General features: G+C 59.0%; 14 protein-coding genes. 9 read left to right on the forward strand and 5 right to left on the reverse strand.

Features of this window, described 5'->3' with window-relative positions; all coding sequences use genetic code 11:
• Positions 1–7: 7 nt before the first annotated feature.
• The 4 genes from guaB (at position 8) to guaA (ending at position 6192) form a co-directional block, all read left to right on the forward strand.
• Positions 8–1537, forward strand: a complete 1530-nt coding sequence (guaB, locus tag HMPREF2681_RS00915; RefSeq protein ID WP_016422119.1) for an IMP dehydrogenase — start codon at positions 8–10, stop codon at positions 1535–1537.
• A gap of 50 nt (positions 1538–1587) precedes the next feature.
• Positions 1588–2736 carry a GuaB3 family IMP dehydrogenase-related protein gene (locus HMPREF2681_RS00920; protein ID WP_048760740.1) on the forward strand — a complete coding sequence of 383 codons (1149 nt, stop codon included), beginning with the start codon at positions 1588–1590 and terminating at the stop codon, positions 2734–2736.
• 119 nt (positions 2737–2855) lie between these two features.
• Positions 2856–4604: an FAD-dependent oxidoreductase gene (locus tag HMPREF2681_RS00925; RefSeq protein ID WP_070545678.1), complete on the forward strand. Its 1749-nt coding sequence runs from the start codon at positions 2856–2858 to the stop codon at positions 4602–4604.
• 13 nt (positions 4605–4617) lie between these two features.
• Positions 4618–6192, forward strand: a complete 1575-nt coding sequence (guaA, locus tag HMPREF2681_RS00930; RefSeq protein WP_070545681.1) for a glutamine-hydrolyzing GMP synthase — start codon at positions 4618–4620, stop codon at positions 6190–6192.
• A gap of 4 nt (positions 6193–6196) precedes the next feature.
• Here guaA and HMPREF2681_RS00935 read toward each other — a convergent pair whose 3' ends face one another.
• Positions 6197–6958 carry a hypothetical protein gene (locus HMPREF2681_RS00935; protein WP_070545684.1) on the reverse strand — a complete coding sequence of 254 codons (762 nt, stop codon included), beginning with the start codon at positions 6956–6958 and terminating at the stop codon, positions 6197–6199.
• A 65-nt stretch (positions 6959–7023) separates the two neighbouring features.
• Here HMPREF2681_RS00935 and HMPREF2681_RS00940 point away from each other — a divergent pair, with 65 nt between their 5' ends.
• The 3 genes from HMPREF2681_RS00940 (at position 7024) to HMPREF2681_RS00950 (ending at position 9894) form a co-directional block, all read left to right on the forward strand.
• Complete coding sequence (locus HMPREF2681_RS00940; protein WP_038629377.1) at positions 7024–7329, forward strand: antibiotic biosynthesis monooxygenase family protein; 306 nt, start codon at positions 7024–7026, stop codon at positions 7327–7329.
• 205 nt (positions 7330–7534) lie between these two features.
• Positions 7535–8230 carry a hypothetical protein gene (locus HMPREF2681_RS00945; protein WP_070545793.1) on the forward strand — a complete coding sequence of 232 codons (696 nt, stop codon included), beginning with the start codon at positions 7535–7537 and terminating at the stop codon, positions 8228–8230.
• The gene (locus HMPREF2681_RS00950) at positions 8230–9894 is read left to right on the forward strand and encodes a Y-family DNA polymerase (protein WP_070545687.1); all 1665 of its coding nucleotides are present in this window, start codon (positions 8230–8232) and stop codon (positions 9892–9894) included. The genes HMPREF2681_RS00945 and HMPREF2681_RS00950 overlap by 1 nt, the downstream gene beginning before the upstream one ends.
• Positions 9895–9933: 39 nt before the next feature.
• Here HMPREF2681_RS00950 and HMPREF2681_RS00955 read toward each other — a convergent pair whose 3' ends face one another.
• Positions 9934–10614 (reverse strand): AMIN-like domain-containing (lipo)protein, encoded by a 681-nt coding sequence (locus HMPREF2681_RS00955; protein WP_049190345.1) that lies wholly within the window; start codon positions 10612–10614, stop codon positions 9934–9936.
• A 163-nt stretch (positions 10615–10777) separates the two neighbouring features.
• On the opposite strand from HMPREF2681_RS00955, the gene HMPREF2681_RS00960 reads away from it, so the two are divergent.
• A complete protein-coding gene (locus tag HMPREF2681_RS00960) occupies positions 10778–11689 on the forward strand; it encodes a sucrase ferredoxin (RefSeq protein ID WP_070545690.1) in 912 nt (303 codons plus the stop codon).
• A 24-nt stretch (positions 11690–11713) separates the two neighbouring features.
• Here the strand turns inward: HMPREF2681_RS00960 and HMPREF2681_RS00965 are convergent, their stop codons facing one another.
• The 3 genes from HMPREF2681_RS00965 to HMPREF2681_RS00975 all read right to left on the reverse strand — a co-directional run bounded on the left by HMPREF2681_RS00965 (position 11714) and on the right by HMPREF2681_RS00975 (position 14392).
• Positions 11714–12346, reverse strand: a complete 633-nt coding sequence (locus HMPREF2681_RS00965) for a methionine ABC transporter permease (RefSeq protein ID WP_224433327.1) — start codon at positions 12344–12346, stop codon at positions 11714–11716.
• 65 nt (positions 12347–12411) lie between these two features.
• Positions 12412–13461 carry a methionine ABC transporter ATP-binding protein gene (locus tag HMPREF2681_RS00970; protein ID WP_070545695.1) on the reverse strand — a complete coding sequence of 350 codons (1050 nt, stop codon included), beginning with the start codon at positions 13459–13461 and terminating at the stop codon, positions 12412–12414.
• Positions 13462–13525: 64 nt separating this feature from the next.
• Entirely contained in the window at positions 13526–14392 is an 867-nt protein-coding gene (locus tag HMPREF2681_RS00975) for a MetQ/NlpA family ABC transporter substrate-binding protein (protein WP_070545697.1), read from the reverse strand.
• A 247-nt stretch (positions 14393–14639) separates the two neighbouring features.
• Between HMPREF2681_RS00975 and HMPREF2681_RS00980 the strand changes: the two genes are divergently transcribed.
• On the forward strand, positions 14640–17879 hold the full coding sequence (locus HMPREF2681_RS00980) for an error-prone DNA polymerase (RefSeq protein WP_049170054.1): 3240 nt from the start codon (positions 14640–14642) through the stop codon (positions 17877–17879).
• Positions 17880–17895: the final 16 nt, after the last annotated feature.

Below are 17895 nucleotides of genomic sequence, written 5' to 3' on the forward strand. Positions count from 1 at the left end.
GGAGTCCATGACCAACCCCACGGGAATTAGCCTCGGCGGAGACAATCCCAACAAGATTCCACTAGTCGGCCTTACATTCGATGACGTCCTGCTGCTGCCGGATGCTTCGGACGTTATCCCCTCCGGCGTTGATACTTCGACGCAGCTCACTCGTGAGCTGCGTCTGAACATTCCGGTTGTGTCCGCTGCTATGGACACCGTCACCGAGGCCCGCATGGCTGTTGCCATGGCCCGCCAGGGCGGTATGGGTATCCTGCACCGCAACCTGTCTATCGAGGAGCAGGCTCAGCAGGTCGAGATTGTGAAGCGCTCTGAGGCTGGCATGGTGTCCGACCCGGTGACCTGTTCCCCGGATGACACCATCGCCGAGGTAGATGCCAAGTGCGCTCGTTACCGCATCTCGGGCCTGCCGGTCGTCGATAAGGACGGCAAGCTGGTCGGTATCTGCACCAACCGCGACATGCGTTTTGAGGCAGACCTGAACCGCAAGGTTTCCGAAATCATGACACCGATGCCGCTCGTCGTGGCTGAGCAGGGTGTGTCTGGCGATGCGGCGCTGAACCTGCTGCGCGCTCACAAGGTGGAGAAGCTGCCGATTGTCGATGGCGAAGGCCGTCTGACTGGTCTGATTACCGTCAAGGACTTCGTCAAGAAGGATCAGTACCCGAATGCTTCCAAGGATGGTTCCGGCCGTCTGCTGGTCGGTGCTGGCATCGGTACCGGCGAGGACTCCTGGAAGCGCGCACACGCATTGGCTGACGCAGGCGTAGACGTGCTCGTTGTTGATACCGCTCACGCCCACAACTCAGGTGTACTTGAGATGGTCTCCCGCGTTAAGAAGGAATTCGGCGAGAACATCCAGATTATCGGCGGCAACCTGGCTACCCGTGGCGCTGCACAGGCCATGATTGACGCGGGTGCAGATGCCATCAAGGTCGGTATCGGCCCGGGCTCGATTTGCACCACTCGCGTTGTCGCAGGTGTAGGTGCCCCGCAGATCACCGCCATCATGGAAGCCTCTGTCGCAGCTAAGAAGGCTGGCGTTCCGATTATCGCCGATGGCGGTATGCAGTTCTCCGGCGACATCGCCAAGGCTCTGGCGGCCGGTGCATCCTCCGTCATGCTCGGTTCGATGCTGGCCGGTACCGCTGAGGCTCCGGGTGAGGTCACCTTCGTCAACGGCAAGCAGTACAAGATGTACCGCGGCATGGGCTCGCTGGGCGCCATGCAGGGCCGCGGCCTGACCGGTGAGAAGCGCTCCTACTCCAAGGATCGCTACTTCCAGGCTGACGTCAAGAGCGAAGAGAAGCTGGTTCCGGAAGGTATCGAGGGCCGTGTTCCGTTCCGCGGCAGCATCGACTCCATCGTTCACCAGCTGGTCGGTGGTCTGCGCGCAGCTATGGGCTACACCGGTTCCGCTACCGTCGAGCAGCTGCACGACGCACAGTTTGTCCAGATCACCGCTGCAGGCCTGCGCGAGTCGCACCCGCACGATATCCAGATGACTGTCGAAGCGCCGAACTACTACCAGCGCTAAACTGGCTTAGTCGAGTTAAATTCCACGGAAAGGGCATGTGAGGAAAGCTCATGCGCGACATCGTTGAAATCGGTATTGGCCGCGAGGCACGCCGGACCTACGAGTTGGACGATATTGCACTCGTTCCCACTCGTCGTACTCGGTCGTCCAAGGACGTCGATACCTCCTGGCGAATTGACGCCTACGATTTCGAACTCCCGATGATGATGCATCCGACGGATGCCATCGCCAGCCCGGAATCCGTCGCTGAATTTGCTCGTCTGGGTGGTTTGGCGGTTCTCAATGCCGAGGGCATTTGGGCTCGCCACACCGATGCGCAGGACAAGATTGCCGAGTTGGTGGAGCTGGCAAAGAACGCCACCACCAAGCTCGACTCCGAGGCAGTGAATCGCAAGCTGCAGGAACTGCACTCTGCTCCGATTGACACCGATCTGCTGGTCGAGCGCATCAAGGAGATTCGTGCAACCGGTGCGATTACTGCAGTTCGTGTCTCCCCGCAGCACGCCCGTGAGCTGGCTCCGCTGGCTATCAAGGCTGGCATCGACTTGTTGGTTATCCAGGGCACACTGATTTCTGCAGAGCATGTCACTGCTCAGGGTGAGCCGCTGAACCTCAAGGACTTCATCGGCAGCCTGGATGTCCCAGTTATCGTCGGCGGTGTCGTCGACTACCAGACTGCGCTGCACATGATGCGCACCGGTGCCGCTGGTGTGATTGTCGGTACGGGCTTTACGACGTCCCCGGGTGCGCTCGGCATCGACGTACCAATGGCCACCGCTATTGCCGATGCCGCAGCTGCTCGTAAGGACTACCTCGATGAGACCGAGGGTCGCTACGTCCACATCATTGCTGATGGTGGCATCGATACCGCCGGGGACATTGCTAAGGCAATCGCCTGTGGCGCAGATGCTGTGGCGCTGTCCAGCGTGCTGGCAACCGTCAATGAGGCTCCGGGGCAGGGCTACGCCTGGCCGTCTGTCGCGGCACACCCGAAGTACCCGCGCGGTGCCGTGTGGCAGGTCGTCGAAGATGAGAGGGAACTGGTCAGTCTGGAAGAGGCTCTGTTTGGGCCGTCCGCCTCGCCGTTCGGTGATCGCAATCTCGCCGGCGGCCTGCGCCGCGCAATGGCCAAGTGCGGTTTTACCGACCTGAAGTCCTTCCACCGCGTTGAGCTATCGGTACGTCCAAAGGGTTTTTAGTTAAAGTAATCGGATAGTTTTTTCGTGAAACTACCTTACTGAAAAGCCACCTCCGCTTAGGGTTAGGAACATATGTTCCGCGCATTAGCGTTACGCCCTTAACGAAGGTGGCTTTTCCCATGAGTAAACAACCCGATTTCGATGTTGTAATCGTCGGTTCCGGTTTCGGTGGTTCCGTTTCTGCCTTGCGGTTGACTGAAAAAGGCTACCGAGTGGCAGTTCTCGAAGCCGGTCGACGATTCGAAGATAAAGACTTTGCCAAAAACAGCTGGCGGCTTCACAAGTACCTGTGGGCGCCGAAGCTGGGTCTCTTTGGTGTCCAGCGTGTGCACATGTTGAAAGATGTCATGATTCTCGCTGGTGCCGGCGTCGGCGGTGGTTCTCTTAACTACGCAAACACTCTGTATAAGCCGGGTACTGAATACTTCCAGCACCGTCAGTGGGGGCACATTACCGACTGGGAGTCAGAACTCACTCCGCACTATGACAATGCATCTCGCATGCTCGGGGTGGTCACCAACCCATCCGACACGCCTGCCGACGTCGTCATGCGTGAAGTAGCCGAAGATATGGGGGTGGGTCATACTTTCCGCTCGACTCCGGTGGGTGTGTTCTTCGGAGCCAAGACAGGTGGACAGGGTGCGCCAGGGCAAACAGTTTCCGATCCTTACTTCGGGGGGATCGGCCCGGACCGTACTGCTTGTACGGAATGTGGTGAGTGCATGACTGGTTGCCGTCACAATGCCAAGAACACCCTGGTTAAGAACTACCTCTACTTGGCGGAGAAGTTTGGTGCGCAGGTCTTTGACCGCACTACCGTTACTGGCCTGCATCCTCAGGCTGATGGCTCCTGGGTTATTGACACTGAGCGCACTGGCCGTTGGGTAGCTAAGGACAAGCAGCAGTTTAGCGCTAAGCGCGTCATTCTCGCCGCCGGTGCCTGGGGCACACAGAATTTGTTGCATCGCCAGCAGGCCGATGGGCACTTGCCGCTGCTGCCGAAATCTTTGGGCAAGCTGACCCGCACCAACTCCGAGGCTATTTTGGGCGCGATGGGTACGAAGGTGGACCCGGAAAATGACTTCTCTAACGGTGTAGCCATCACTTCGTCATTCTTCCCGGACGAGGACACCCATATCGAGCCAGTGCGCTACGGTAAGGGCTCTAATGCCATCGCAATGCTGCAGATGATTATGACCGAAGGAGGTCGTCGGACTCCGCGATGGTTGCAGGCTGTGGGAACCGTCGTAAAGCATCCTAACTACCTGACGCAGCTCGTGAATCTGCGTAAGTGGTCGCAGCGCACCGTGATTTCTCTGGTGATGCAGAATCGCGACAACTCGATTACGACGTACCTGCAAAAGATCGGGCCGGTGCGTTTCCTGATGAGTAAGCAGGGCGAGGGGGAGCCGAATCCGACGTGGATTCCGTCGGGTAACGAAGCTACGCAACGTGCGGCGGACAAGCTCAGTGCACGTGGTCGGAATGGTCGTGTGCTGGCTGGGGGCACTATCGGTGAGTTGGCAAATATTCCTTTGACAGCTCACTTCATTGGCGGCGCAACGATTTCGGATTCACCCGAAAACGGCGTTGTTGATCCGTACTTGCGTGTGTGGGGTTACCCGACGCTCTCGATTCACGACGGTTCGGCGATGGCAGCCAACCCGGGAGTGAACCCGTCACTGTCGATTTCCGCGAATGCGGAGCGTGCAACGTCGCTGTGGCCGGATAAGGGTGAGGAAGATCAGCGTCCGGCGCAGGGTGAGTCCTACGTGCGCCTGGATCCGATTGCTCCGGTGAACCCGGCTGTGCCGGAAGATGCTCCGGCTGCACTGAACCTGGGTATGCCCGCAGTCCGTAAGTCTTGATAAGCTTTAGGGCGTGTCTGAACAGGTGACTAAGCCCGTCCTCGTCGTGGACTTCGGTGCGCAGTATGCGCAGCTCATCGCGCGACGTGTGCGCGAGGCAAAAATTTATTCCGAAGTGGTCTCGCATGATGCGACGACCGAAGAAATTAAGGCCAAGAACCCGGCCGCGCTGGTGCTGTCCGGCGGCCCGTCCAGTGCCTACGCCGAAGGTGCCCCGAAGCTCAACCCAGAGTGGCTTGAGCTGGGCATTCCGGTGTTTGGTATTTGCTACGGCTTCCAGGCGATGACTGAGGTGCTCGGCGGCACGATTGCTGCTACCGGTGACCGTGAGTACGGCCGCACGCAGCTGAACGTCGTCGATGGTGGCGGTGTCGCTCACACTGGTGTGCCGGAGACACACGAGGTGTGGATGAGCCACGGTGACGCGGTGTCTAAGGCACCGGAGGGCTTCACCGTTACGGCGTCCACCAAGGGTGCTCCGGTAGCGGCTTTCGAGTGCTTGGAAAAGCGCATGGCCGGTGTGCAGTACCACCCGGAGGTCAACCACTCGCCGTATGGTCAGCAGGTTCTGGAGAAGTTCCTGTATGAGATTGCTGGCCTGGAGCCGGACTGGACTGCCGCTAACATCGCGGAAGAGCTGATTGAGCAGGTCCGTAATCAGGTCGGTGAGACCGGTCGCGCAATTTGCGGTCTGTCTGGCGGCGTTGACTCCGCAGTTGCCGCCGCGCTTGTGCAACGCGCTATTGGTGACCGTCTGACCTGTGTCTTCGTCGACCATGGGCTGCTGCGTCAGGGTGAGCGCGAGCAGGTTGAGAAGGATTTCGTTGCCGCAACTGGTGCGAAGCTGATTACCGTCGACGATTCCAAGGTCTTCCTGGATGCTCTGGCTGGTATCACCGATCCGGAGACCAAACGTAAGACCATCGGCCGTGAGTTCATCCGCTCCTTCGAGCGCGCTGTCGCACAGGCGCTGGAGGGCGCTCCGGAGGGCGAGACCGTGGACTTCCTGGTCCAGGGCACCCTGTACCCGGATGTGGTTGAGTCCGGTGGCGGTTCTGGTACCGCCAGCATTAAGAGCCACCACAACGTCGGCGGTCTGCCGGATGACGTTGAGTTCACCCTCGTTGAGCCGCTGCGCCTGCTGTTCAAGGACGAGGTCCGTGCGGTCGGCCGCGAACTGGGGCTGCCGGAAGAAATCGTCGCTCGCCAGCCGTTCCCGGGTCCGGGTCTTGGTATCCGCATCATCGGCGCTGTCGATGAGGGGCGTCTGGATACCCTCCGTCGCGCCGACGCCATTGCACGCGAGGAAATGACGGCCGCAGGTATGGACGAGGTTGTCTGGCAGTGCCCGGTCGTCCTGCTTGCCGACGTCCGCTCGGTCGGTGTCCAGGGTGATGGTCGTACTTATGGCCACCCAATCGTGCTGCGTCCGGTTTCCTCTGAGGATGCGATGACCGCTGACTGGACCCGCGTTCCGTACGACACTTTGGAGAAAATCTCCACCCGTATCACCAACGAGGTGCCTGAGGTCAACCGCGTGGTCCTGGATGTGACTTCCAAGCCACCGGGAACCATTGAGTGGGAGTAAGCCACTAGTTGGCAAGGGCCGTGTCTGTGAGTTGTGCAAACTCGCGGGCACGGCCCTTTTCCGTCAAGGCCGAATGGTTCTTGGTGATGGTGATGCGCTTATCGGCGGCTAGGGTGTGGAGAGCTGCGCTCACGGCATCGTCGTCAAGTATGGCGAAATAGGGGAGTTGGTCGGTGAAGAAGACGTAACCGGGACGTAGACGCGCGATGAAGAGGACTGCGAGGATGCGGGCCTCTGGTGAGTCGGCAGGGTAGGGGCAACGCTGGGCGAAATTGTCAGGAAGGTGTGCAGCGAGGGGGAGGAATCCGAATTGTCGCGGAAGGATTGCGCAGGTAGCGGTGATGACGGCCAGAACTAGGGTCACGATGCAAGCGACCGGTGTAGAGGAGATTCGCTCGGCGACGGCGGCAATAATCCATGCGCCGGGGAGCATCAGCATCACGCTTACGCTGCTTTTCCAGGAGAGGTCGTTTGGTGACTCACGCATTGGCTCGGCGAAAAAGGATGGCCGAGTTTCTTTGGTGGGTGTTTTTGCCTGGCGCACGAAAAGCGTGGTGCCGATGAGTACCAGTAAAAGCGCTATCATGATCCACCAGCCAATGGAGCCGATGATGTGGGCTTTAAGTAGTGCGAGCAGTGCGATTACTGCGGTGGTGGCACCAATTGCCGTCCCCAGGCGCACGGGACTATTGATAAATTTTGTCGTGCGGTGGGCCGCGTCTTGGTAAGAGCCTGAAGAGTGTTGGTGCCGGCTGCGTTCAGTCATACTTCTTAAGTTTAGTAACGGTGGAGCTATAGATTGTTGAGAGTTGTGTGGCTAGTGTTAAGGCCATGAGCATTGTAAAAATTAACGCTATTACCGTTCCTGAGGGTGCGGGAGAAGAGCTCGAACGTCGCTTTTCCGCTAACTCTTCAAAGATGACCGATGTGCCGGGTTTCATTGGTTTCCAACTGCTGCGTCCGACTGCAGGAGAGAGCCGCTACTTCGTCTTTACCGAGTGGGAGAGTGAGGAGGCCTACCAGGGGTGGCGTGAGGGCCGTGCCTTCAAGGCTTCGCATGAGGGCGAAAAGCGCAAGCCGGTGTCGTCGTCGGCTGATTTGCTCGAATTCGATGTAGTTCTCGATGTGAAGGCCTAAGTAGTACGAAATGTAGTACTCGGCTGAGGTTAGAGCGTCGCGCGGTGGTGTGCGGCGCTTTTCTTCGCACATTAATATCGAACGTACGTGCTATTTAGGGTAATGTTTAATCCGCTTGTTGGGAAAGAATATTCGAGCAGTGTTCGTGGTGGGCGGGGGCAGTGGGATGGCAGTGAGATAGCAGCGGGATGAGGTGGAACAAGAAGTGACAACGGCGGTCAATATTGCTGCGGGGCAGTCTAAGGAACAGACTATTGCGGCATTGCGGCAGGCGATGGCAGCCCAGTCTGGTGGGACTGCAACTGGTGCAACCTTTGGGCTCGGTGAGGCTCTGCCGGTGCCGGAGGCGTTGGAAAATACGTTGGCGGGAGCAGTGCGAAAAGGGGCTGTCAGTGTCATTGAACAGCCCGGTGCGGTATTGGCAGGCCTAATCGCGGAAGTTACGAAGACAGGTCATGTTGCGCTAGTTGGACTCGCTGAACAGGGGTTGCTCTCCGTGGTGGAGTTGGGCGGGAAGCTATCGAACATTGTCTGTGTGCCAGATCCTGGAATGCAGCCGCTTGAAGTAATTGGGCTGTTGGCGGACGGCGTTGACTTGGTGGTGGCTTCGTTGGCGCGCACTCCGCCGCCGTCGCAGGCACGTCCGCTGCAGGCACGACTGCGCACGAGTGGTTGTGCTCTGGTTTTTGTCGGGCAGCAGTGGCCGGGCGCTGAGTCAGAAATTTCCAGCTCTGTTGCTGGTGTTTGCGGGCTTGGTACTGGTTATGGCCGGATTCGGGCAGTGGATTACCAAGTCAGTGTGTCGGGGACGCGGTTTCCGCGGAGGCAGTGCCGTTGGCGGGTGGGGAAACAGGTGGAACAGAACAATGTGGTGGCCTTTCCCGCACAGAGGAGGTCCTAATGGCAGCGGCGGAATCGAGCCGTGTGGTGGCGCTCTGGCTTCCTGATTGGCCAGTGCAGGCAGCGCATCTAGCATCTGTGACGTCGCAGGCTAATCCGCTCAGTCCAGTTGCGATCGTGGGTTATAGCGGAGTAGCTGCTTGTTCTCCGAGTGCGCGCCGTGCAGGGGTACGGCGCGGGCAAAGCCGTCGCCATGCGGAAGCGTTGTGCCCGGAGCTGGAGATTGTCGAGGAAAGTGCGATGCGCGACGCTGCGGAATTCGAGTCCGTGCTGCAACGGTTGGAGGCGGTGGCAGCTGGGGTCGAAGCTCTACGGCCAGGCTTGGCGGTTGTGGCAGCGCGAGGGGTAATGCGTTATTACGGTGGCCAGGATGTGGCCTTGGAAAAGCTGCTTGATGCCGCTGCGGTACCGGGCGTGGACTGCAGCTTGGGGCTCGCGGACGATATTGTGACAGCTATTTTGGCAGCGCGCAGGGGAGTGCTGGTAGCTCCCGGGGAGGATGAAGGCAAAAGATTTCGGCAGGGAATCTCTCTGGTGGAGCTGAGGGCGGAAAGTGCACTGGAGATGCCCGCAGAGCTTGCGAAGTCGTGGCAGGAACTCGGCCTGCGCACATTGGGGGATGTCGCTGCGTTACCGAAGCGGGATATAGCCAACAGGTTTGGGGCGCAGGGGGCTAGATGGCACGATTTGGCCTGCCGTGGGGAAGTGCGGTTGGTGGCGCCGCGATCTTTGCCACCAGGACTGGCGGTGAGCTACCAGTCTTGGGAGAGTCCACTCCGAAGAGTGGATGAGGCCTCATTCGTCGCGCGCTTTCTAGCTGGGCAACTGCATGAAAAACTTTTTAACCATGGGTATTCGTGTTACCGCTTAGCAGTGGTAGCGCAATTTAGTGACGGCTCAGAGGTGCGCAGAGTATGGCGCTGCACTGAGCCATTGGCAGAACAGACTACGGCTGACAGGGTTCGGTGGCAGCTGGATGGCTGGCTGAACAACAGGAATCGGCAGCAGCCACGAGGAGGCAGCGGCACTGTTGCTGGAACTGTTGACGGCGCTGAGGAAAATGATGGAGATGACAGCCGCGGAATTGTAGAGCTGCAGTTAGAGCCACTGGATGTGGTCGCCGCCGGTACTGTAAAACAGGATCTGTGGCACGGCAGCGATGATGCGCGAGCCAAAGCGCGCCGGGCTGCCGAGCGTGTGCAGGGGTTACTGGGGTCAGAGGCAGTACAGCAACCAATCATGCAGGGCGGGCGTGGCCCAGGGGAAAGAGTGGGATTTGTCGCTTTCGGAGAAAAACCCAAAAGCACAAAAACCGCGGAAAATAATCAGCCGTGGCCGGGAGCCGTTCTTGCCCCCAATCCGGCAACTATTCCCGCGACTGCTAATGCTGAGGTGGAAGTGCTCGATGCCAATGGGCAGGCCGTGGGCGTAACTGGGCGAGCGACCATGACGGCGGAACCATCTCTGGTGCGGCATGGAGTGACAACGTACCGCGTGTCATCGTGGGCTGGGCCCTGGCCGATTGATGAGCGCTGGTGGGTGCCCGATGAGGCTCGTCGAGCGGCAAGAATACAAATCCGTGCGATGGCGAATGACGGTACCATCGCCGCCTGGTTGCTCATAGGGCATGCCGGCGCATGGAGAATCGAGGGGGCTTACGCGTAGAGACGCAGTGGAGGAGGAGTGCGTCGGTGGGCAAACCGATTACTTCGATTGGAAGTCAATAACCAGGCGGTTCGGATTGCTCAACGAGAAAACCTTGAACGGGGTCTTATCTCCCTTGAGCCCGACGACATACTGAGTCTGCCCCTCGAAGGTTCCGGCACCGACGACTTCCTTAATAACGGACGTCGATGTCGGCTTGACCGAGTCAGAGGGGAAGTCCTCCATCTGGAAATCAAAGGGGTAGCCCATGCCCCGCAAGTCGATTACCAGCTTGGCTGTGCCGTCGACAGAAATCGGCTTGCCGGAGCCCTGCTGGGTTGGGACATCCTCGTAACGGACGAAGTATCCCGGTGTGCCCTCGCCGGTGAGTTCAAAGACAATACGGTCATAACCGTCGTGGGAACCGACGCGGACATCTTGAATACCCAAGTAAGCGCCATCGGAAGGAGCAGCTTCTGCAGAAGAGCTATTGAAATCGCCCTCCGGAGCAGCATCGTCATCCATGGTGGTCTGCGCCGCCGCAGACGAGCTAGTGGAGCTGCTAGAGCTGCTCGACAAATCGGAGGTGCCAGCGGTTGAGTCAGTTTTCATAGACAGTGCAGCAGCCGAGTCTGAGGAGGAGTCAGAGGAGCAGGCACCGAGAGCTAGACCCAATGCGAGGCACAGGGATGCCGCGATACGGGTACGAGTGCGCGAAGCATCCAGCGATTTCGTATTCATACGTCCGACGGTATGTGCGCAGTTGCGGAATTTCAACAAGTTGAACTGCAAAAGTCGAGGTCAAAGTTATTTGTTGTCAAAGTGTTGCACAATAGTAATAAAACAGGGGTGAACGCTGCGACCTAAGACCCAATCGCAGAGGCACTCAATTACGCTTAGGTGTATGAGCCAGGCCAAATTTGATACCACCTGTTCCGCTCAGATGGCTGAGCCGCTTCCCGGTACTGCAAAAGCCGGAAAGCTCTTTATTGCGTTGGAGCACCAACTCGGTTGGTCTCACGATATTTTTGACGGCGGGGTATGGGGAGCAGAGATCACCGGTCAGGTAGAAGCCTGGTTATCTGAGCGCGGTGGCGCGTTGCAGCTAATTCGCAAACCAGGCCGAATCGGCCAGCAGCCGTGTGATGGCGTTAACGTCTATATCGCGCATTGCGAGTCAGCGGATGGCTCTGAGGTTTTCCTCGAACATCGCATGGTTGCCGATGTTAAAGGCCTGATGACTCTGGATATCCGGCTTGGACAGCCCACCGAGGGGGCCACTCGTCTAGACCATCCACTGTTTCTCATCTGTACGCACGGTAAGCGCGATCGTTGCTGTGCGATTAAAGGTCGCCCGCTCGCTGCGGCGATGCACAACCTCTACCCAGAGGTCGTGTGGGAAACTTCCCACTCTAAGGGGCACCGCTTTGCGCCGGCTAGCGTACTGCTGCCATGGAATTACAGCTTTGGACGTCTGAGTGCGGTGGACGCCAAGGGGGTTATCGAAGACGCTCAGCGGGGCATCGTGCATGCAGAGGGCTGCCGCGGCCGTGGTATCTACACCCCGCAGGGGCAGGCAGCCGAGTTGGCTGTGCGTCGTCAAGCAGATACGTGGGGCGTAGACGACGTCGCACGCGTTGACGTCGACGGTACGACTGCGGTCGTCGTGCTTTACGACGGCCCCAGCGACCGCGACAAGGTCGTGGAATACGAAGTGGCCCTGGAGAAAATCACCACAGAAGGTGTTGTGTCTTCCTGCGGTGATGCTCCAGGGCCAAAGAAGGGCTGGGCTGCGGTCGAAGTAACCCGCCGCTAGCTAATGGCTAGCTAATGTGTGCGGCTACCTGCGCATAATCTTCTTGGAGAGCCAGTTGCCGAAGATCTGCGCCAACTGGACGATGAAGATGATGACCAGGGTTGTCACCAGAGTGACGTTCCAGTCGAATGCCTGGTAGCCGTAGGTGATTGCGAAGTTGCCCAGTCCGCCGCCGCCGATGTAGCCGGCCATAGCCGACATGTCGACCACGGCGATGAATGCGAAGGTGTAGCCAAGTACCAGTGGGCCCAGTGCCTCCGGCACGACGACCGTACGGATGATGCGCCACGGACTTGCGCCCATCGCACGGGCGGCCTCAATCACGCCGGGGTCGATGGACATCAAGTTCTGCTCCACCAGTCGCGCGATGGCGAATGTGGCGGCAATCGACATGACGAACACCGCGGCTTCGGTGCCGATCGTGGTGCCGACCACGTTCTTTGTCAGTGGGCCGATGGCCGTAACCAAGATGATGAACGGGATTGGGCGAACAAAGTTAATCAGGACATTGAGGACCTGGTAGACAAACTTGTTGCGCAACACGCCACCGTCGCGGGTGGTGTAGAGCAGCACGCCGATTGCCAGACCTGCAACACCACCAATCAGCATGGCGACACAGACCATGTAGAGCGTCTGGCCGAATGCCTCGCCCAGCATTGGGCCGAGGCTCTCCCAGTTGGTGTCCTTGCCACTCACCGATGGCAGAGAGTTTAAGAGACCGATCATGATGCAAGCTCCTCTACCTGTGTCAGTTCGGAAATGGCAGCAATGGCGGCATCGAAATCAGAGGAATCCGAGGCGGAATCACCTGTCAGCGGAGTCAACCGCAAAGTAAGGCGACCGTAGGACTTCGCCTGCACATTGGCGACTGCACCGTGTGCCACCGAGGCGGCGACACCGTGGGCACTAGTGGCCTGTGCTAGAGCACCGAGGTCAACACCGTCATTGATAGTGATGGTGATCAGGCGAGCCGCTGCGCTCTCGGCAGACTGATTCACCGAATCGCGTTCACGGCCAATTGGAACATCGCGCAGTGCGGTGGTGGCGAAGCGGCGGCCAACCTCAGTCTTGGGATTGGCGAAGACCTCGTGGACCGTACCGGTTTCGACGATGTGACCATTTTCCATGATGGCCATGCGGTCAGCGATACCGCGTACAACCGACATGTCATGGGTAATCAGCACGATAGTGACGCCCATTTCGCGATTGATGCGACGCAGCAGATCCAGGACACCGGAAGTAGTTTCCGGGTCGAGTGCCGAGGTGGCTTCGTCGGCAAGCAGGAGCGTCGGTTCGGTGGCGAGCGCACGGGCGATGCCGACACGCTGCTTCTGTCCACCCGAGAGCTGCTCTGGGAAGGACTCCGCTTTGTCGCCGAGGCCGACAAACTCCAACAGCTCCTGGGCGCGAGCGCGGCGCTTGGCCTTCGGCATCCCGGCCAGTTCCAGCGGGTATTCAACGTTGCGAATCGCGTTGCGCGAATGGAAGAGGTTGAAGTGCTGGAAGATCATGCCGATATTGCGGCGCAGGCCTCGTAGCTGGCGCTCGGAGATGCCGACGATGTCGGTGTCATCGAGCAAAACCTGCCCTGATGTTGGCTTTTCCAGGCCGTTAATCATACGGATGAGCGTTGATTTACCGGCGCCGGAATAACCGATGACGCCGAGGATTTCGCCGGGTTCAACGGTTAGGTTGATGTCGGCGAGCGCGGTGACGTCGCCGAATTGCTTGTTCAGCTCGCGGAATTCGAGCTTCGTTCCCCTGTTGGTCACGAATGAATCAGTGCCCCTTGGTCTGTGTTCCCTGGTGTTGGGCGGTACTTAAGTGGCAGTGGCGTTAGTTCTGCTCGCGCTGCTGCTCTTCGACGCGGTCCAAAATGTCCTGCAGCTCCTTAGCCGAACGGTCAACCGGAACCGAGGTGCCCTTGGAGTCCTCTGCGACTGCGTCCTGGACCTCCTTGGAGTGCCAGATCTTGGAGAGCTCCGCGTACTTCGGGTCGTCAGCATTTTCAGCCTTGGTGACAAAGACGTTGATGTACGGCTCTGCCTCCGTGGAGTTCGGGTCATCCTGGAAGATGGCGGTGTTCGGGTCGATGCCAGCGCGGTCCAGGAAGGAGTTATTGATAATGGCAGGCTTGCCCTCACCGTAGGCGGCCGGAGTCTGAGCGGCATCCACCGGCAGAACCGTGACCTTGGAAGCTTCCTTATCGATGTCAGCAGGGGACGGGGTCAGCAGGTCATCCTGCTTCAGCTTCAGCAGGCCAGCCTGAACCAGCACGTTAATAGCGCGGCCCTGGTTGGACGGGTCGTTCGGGATGACGACCTCGGTGCCCTTCTCCAGCTCATCAACCGACTTGTGGTCCTTCCAGAACAGAGCCAGCGGGACAATTTCGCTCGAGCCAATCGGAGTCAGGTCCGACTTAGCGCCGACGTTGTACTCAGCCAAGAACTTGATGTGCTGGAAGAGATTGACGTCGAGCTGGCCCTCATCGAGTGCACGGTTCGGGGTCTGGTAGTCGGAGAAGGGCTGAACATCCAGATCGATGCCCTGTTCAGAAGCCTTCTGCTCGAAAACGGTCCAGGCCTTCTTGCCGGCATCCGTGGTGCCGATACGAATGGCGTCATCCGAGCTGCCACAGGCGGTAAGGCCGGTTGCGGCGAACGCGACAGTAAGTACACCGGCGGAAAAACGCTTGAGGTTCATCGAGGGGTCTCCTTATTTAATGGGATTTGTTAGCTGAAGTTTTAAGGCAGAACTAGACCAAGCTGTCTTTAATTCTGGGGTTAAGGCTAGCACTTGCCCAGGTAGTGCTGAAAATTCAACTTCAGCCTAAACAGTCGAACGTGGCTGAGGTGTGACTTACGGATGCGTCCCGGGGGTGGCGCTTAATGCACATACTAATCGAAAATACGTTTGAATGCAGTCCGTAGGGTGGGTTAATGTTCATGGCATGGAAAACATCTCGGACGGACAGTCGGAGCAGTCCGGTCGGCCACTGAGCTGGTCGCGGATTGAGCGTATTCTATCGGGTAAATTTTCAGGAAAACTACAGCCTAATGGTAGCTTCAACGGCTGGCGGGGACAGCTGTCAGATTCCATCGTTGGGGCTTTTGAAGCTCCGGAAAGCGGCGCTGGTGGCAGAGGTGGCATGTCATTTACGCCTGCGGATATTAAGGCGGAATTGCACTGTCGTTCGAGTTATTCGTTCCTGCATGGCGCATCGGATCCGGAAGAATTGGTGTCCGAGGCTGTGCGTTTGGGGTTAAACGTGTTGGGGCTGACAGATCGCGATGGTTTCTATGGAATCGCTCGTTTTGCCGAGGCTGCAGCGGAGGCTGGTATTGCCACAATCATCGGCGCGGAGCTGGGGCTTCCGCAGCGGCCCCTCACGGTGCTGGGGCGGGGGCCCGAGGGCTATCGGCGCCTGAGCCACGCGCTGTGTGATGCGCATATGTCGGCAGGGGAGAAGTCCGTCGTCCGCTATCCTCCACTGCCAAAGTTGGGGGAGGCTGCAGGTGGTTTCTGGCAGGTGCTTGCCGACGTTAACTGGCTCGGCGACCTGGAAGAACTTATTGCGGCCTTCGGTGCGGAGAATGTGGCACTCGAACACCGCGTGAGCCCCACCGCGCAGGCGGCCGATGACGCGGAAGCTATTTCAGCCGCAGCTGTGAAGTATGGCCTGCGGGAGGTGGTTTCCTCTGCTGCGACGTCAGCTTCGCCTGCGACAAGCCGGTTGGCTGGGGCTAAACAGGCTCTTGCTGTGAGAGAGGACTTAGGCGGGTTCGAGTCACGACTGGAGCCGGCAGGCGGAGCTTGGTTGCGTTCGTGGGAGGAGCTAGCGGCGGCAACACGGTATCTGGGGGTGCAGGTGCTGCGGTCAACACAGGACATTGCAGGTGAGTGTGCTTTTACGCTTGACCTCATTGCGCCTGAGTTGCCTCGCTGGGAAGTGCCAGAGGGCCACGATGAGGACTCCTGGCTGCGGGAAATTGCCCGTGCGGGGGCACGGCGGCGGTATGGTCCGGTCGATGGAGCTGGGGACGGCTCCGTGCAAGCGCGGGCGTGGGCGCAGTTAGAACATGAGCTGACTGTGATTCGAGAGTTGGGCTTTCCGGGCTACTTCCTCATCGTGCACGACATCTGTGAGTTCTGTCGCCGGGCGGGAATTCTGGCGCAGGGGCGCGGTTCGGCCGCTAACTCGGTGGTGTGTTTTGCGCTGGGGATCACCAATGTTGACCCCATTAGTGCCGGGCTGTTGTTCGAGAGGTTTTTGTCGCCAGAACGGGATGGTCCGCCGGATATTGATGTAGACATCGAGTCTGGTCGTAGGGAAGAGGTTATCCAATACGTCTATGAAAAGTATGGTCGTGACAATGCCGCGCAGGTAGCCAATGTCATTACCTACCGGCGGCGCGGCGCATTGCGCGATGCGGCGCGGGTGTTGGGATACTCGCCGGGCGTTATCGATGCGTGGGTCAGAGACCGGGAAGCGTGTCCGCCGGAGCCGGTGCGAAAACTGGCGGAGCAGCTTCGTGGGCAGCCTCGTCATTTAGGCATTCACTCTGGCGGAATGGTGATTTGTGATCGGCCGATTGCGGATGTCGTGCCAGTGGAATGGGCACGCATGGAGGGGCGCTCAGTAGTGCAGTGGGATAAGGATGACTGTGCGGCAGCGGGACTGGTGAAGTTCGACCTGCTTGGCCTCGGAATGCTGGAGGCCATCCACCATTGCATTGACTTGGTCTATGAACAGCATGGGCGCCGAGTGAACCTGTGGGAAATAGATGTCGCTGAACCGGAGGTTTACGAGATGTTGGCACGCGCGGACGCGGTGGGCGTGTTTCAGGTGGAATCGCGCGCGCAGCTGGCCACCTTGCCCCGACTGAAGCCGAGGGAGTTCTTTGATCTGGTGGTGGAGGTGGCACTCATTCGCCCAGGCCCCATTCAAGGCGGTAGCGTGCACCCCTACATTCGCCGCCGAAATGGACTCGAACCGGTGACCTATGAGCATCCGGTGTTGGAGAAGTCTCTCGGGAAGACACTGGGCATTCCGCTATTTCAAGAGCAGCTGATGCAAATGGCCGTCGATGCGGCGGATTTCAGCGGGGCGGAAGCGGACTCGCTGCGCCGCGCTATGGGGTCGAAGCGCTCAGTGGCCAAAATGGAAGCGCTCCATGCCCGTTTTCTGGCTGGGCTGGAGCGCACCAGTGGCATTGATGCGGATATTGGGGAACAACTGTGGAACAAGATAGTGGCCTTTGCCGCCTACGGTTTCCCTGAATCACACGCGCAGTCGTTTGCCTCCTTGGTGTATTTCTCGGCCTGGTTTAAGTACCACTATCCGGCGGAGTTCTGTGTAGCGTTGCTCCGTGCTCAGCCCATGGGGTTTTACTCTCCGCAGTCGTTGATTGCCGATGCCCGCCGGCACGGTATCGGCTGCGATGGTCCGGATATCGCAGTTTCAGGCGTGGAAGCCAGCGTCATCGATGGTCGTATTCGTTTGGGGATCGGTGCCATTGCCGGTGTGGGCAATGACGTGGCGGAACGTATCGTCGCAGCGCGGCCATTTGTCAACGCAGCAGATGTCGCCCGCAGAGCTCGGCTGGGTGTTGGGCACATGGAAGCACTGGCGCGCGCAGGAGCACTTGGGTCGCTGGGGATTGACCGTCGTCAAGCACTGTGGGCGGCGGGCGTGGCGGCGACGGAAAGTGAGGGCATGCTGCCGGGGCTCACGCTTGCCGACGCACCGGCGTTGCCCGGCATGACGGAGTTTGAGCTGGCAGCTGCCGATTTGATGGCAACGGGAGTGACCCCGGGGCAGTACCCGGTGGCCGCGTTGCGGGCAGACCTGCAGGAACGTGGAGTGGTGCCTGCGGCAGAACTGAAAGCAGTGCCCGACGGAACACGAGTAGAAGTGGCGGGAGTCGTGACACATAGGCAACGTCCAGGGACAGCTGGCGGAGTGACATTTTTGGGAATGGAGGACGAAACTGGGCTGGTGAATGTGCTGTGTACACCGGGGCTGTGGAATCGTTTTCGGCCGGTAGCGGTGAATTCGCGGGCGATGGTGGTGCGCGGTATCGCGCAGACAGCCTCTGGTGCGGTGACAATCGTGGCCGATCGTCTGGTGGATATGTCCGAGGCTCTGGGGCAGCCGGTGGTGGCAGGTCGAAGTAGAGATTTTCGCTGACTACTAGAATGGATTG

It is taken from the genome of Corynebacterium sp. HMSC064H12, assembly GCF_001809925.1.
In the GTDB taxonomy this organism is placed as follows: Bacteria; Actinomycetota; Actinomycetes; order Mycobacteriales; family Mycobacteriaceae; genus Corynebacterium; species Corynebacterium jeikeium_D.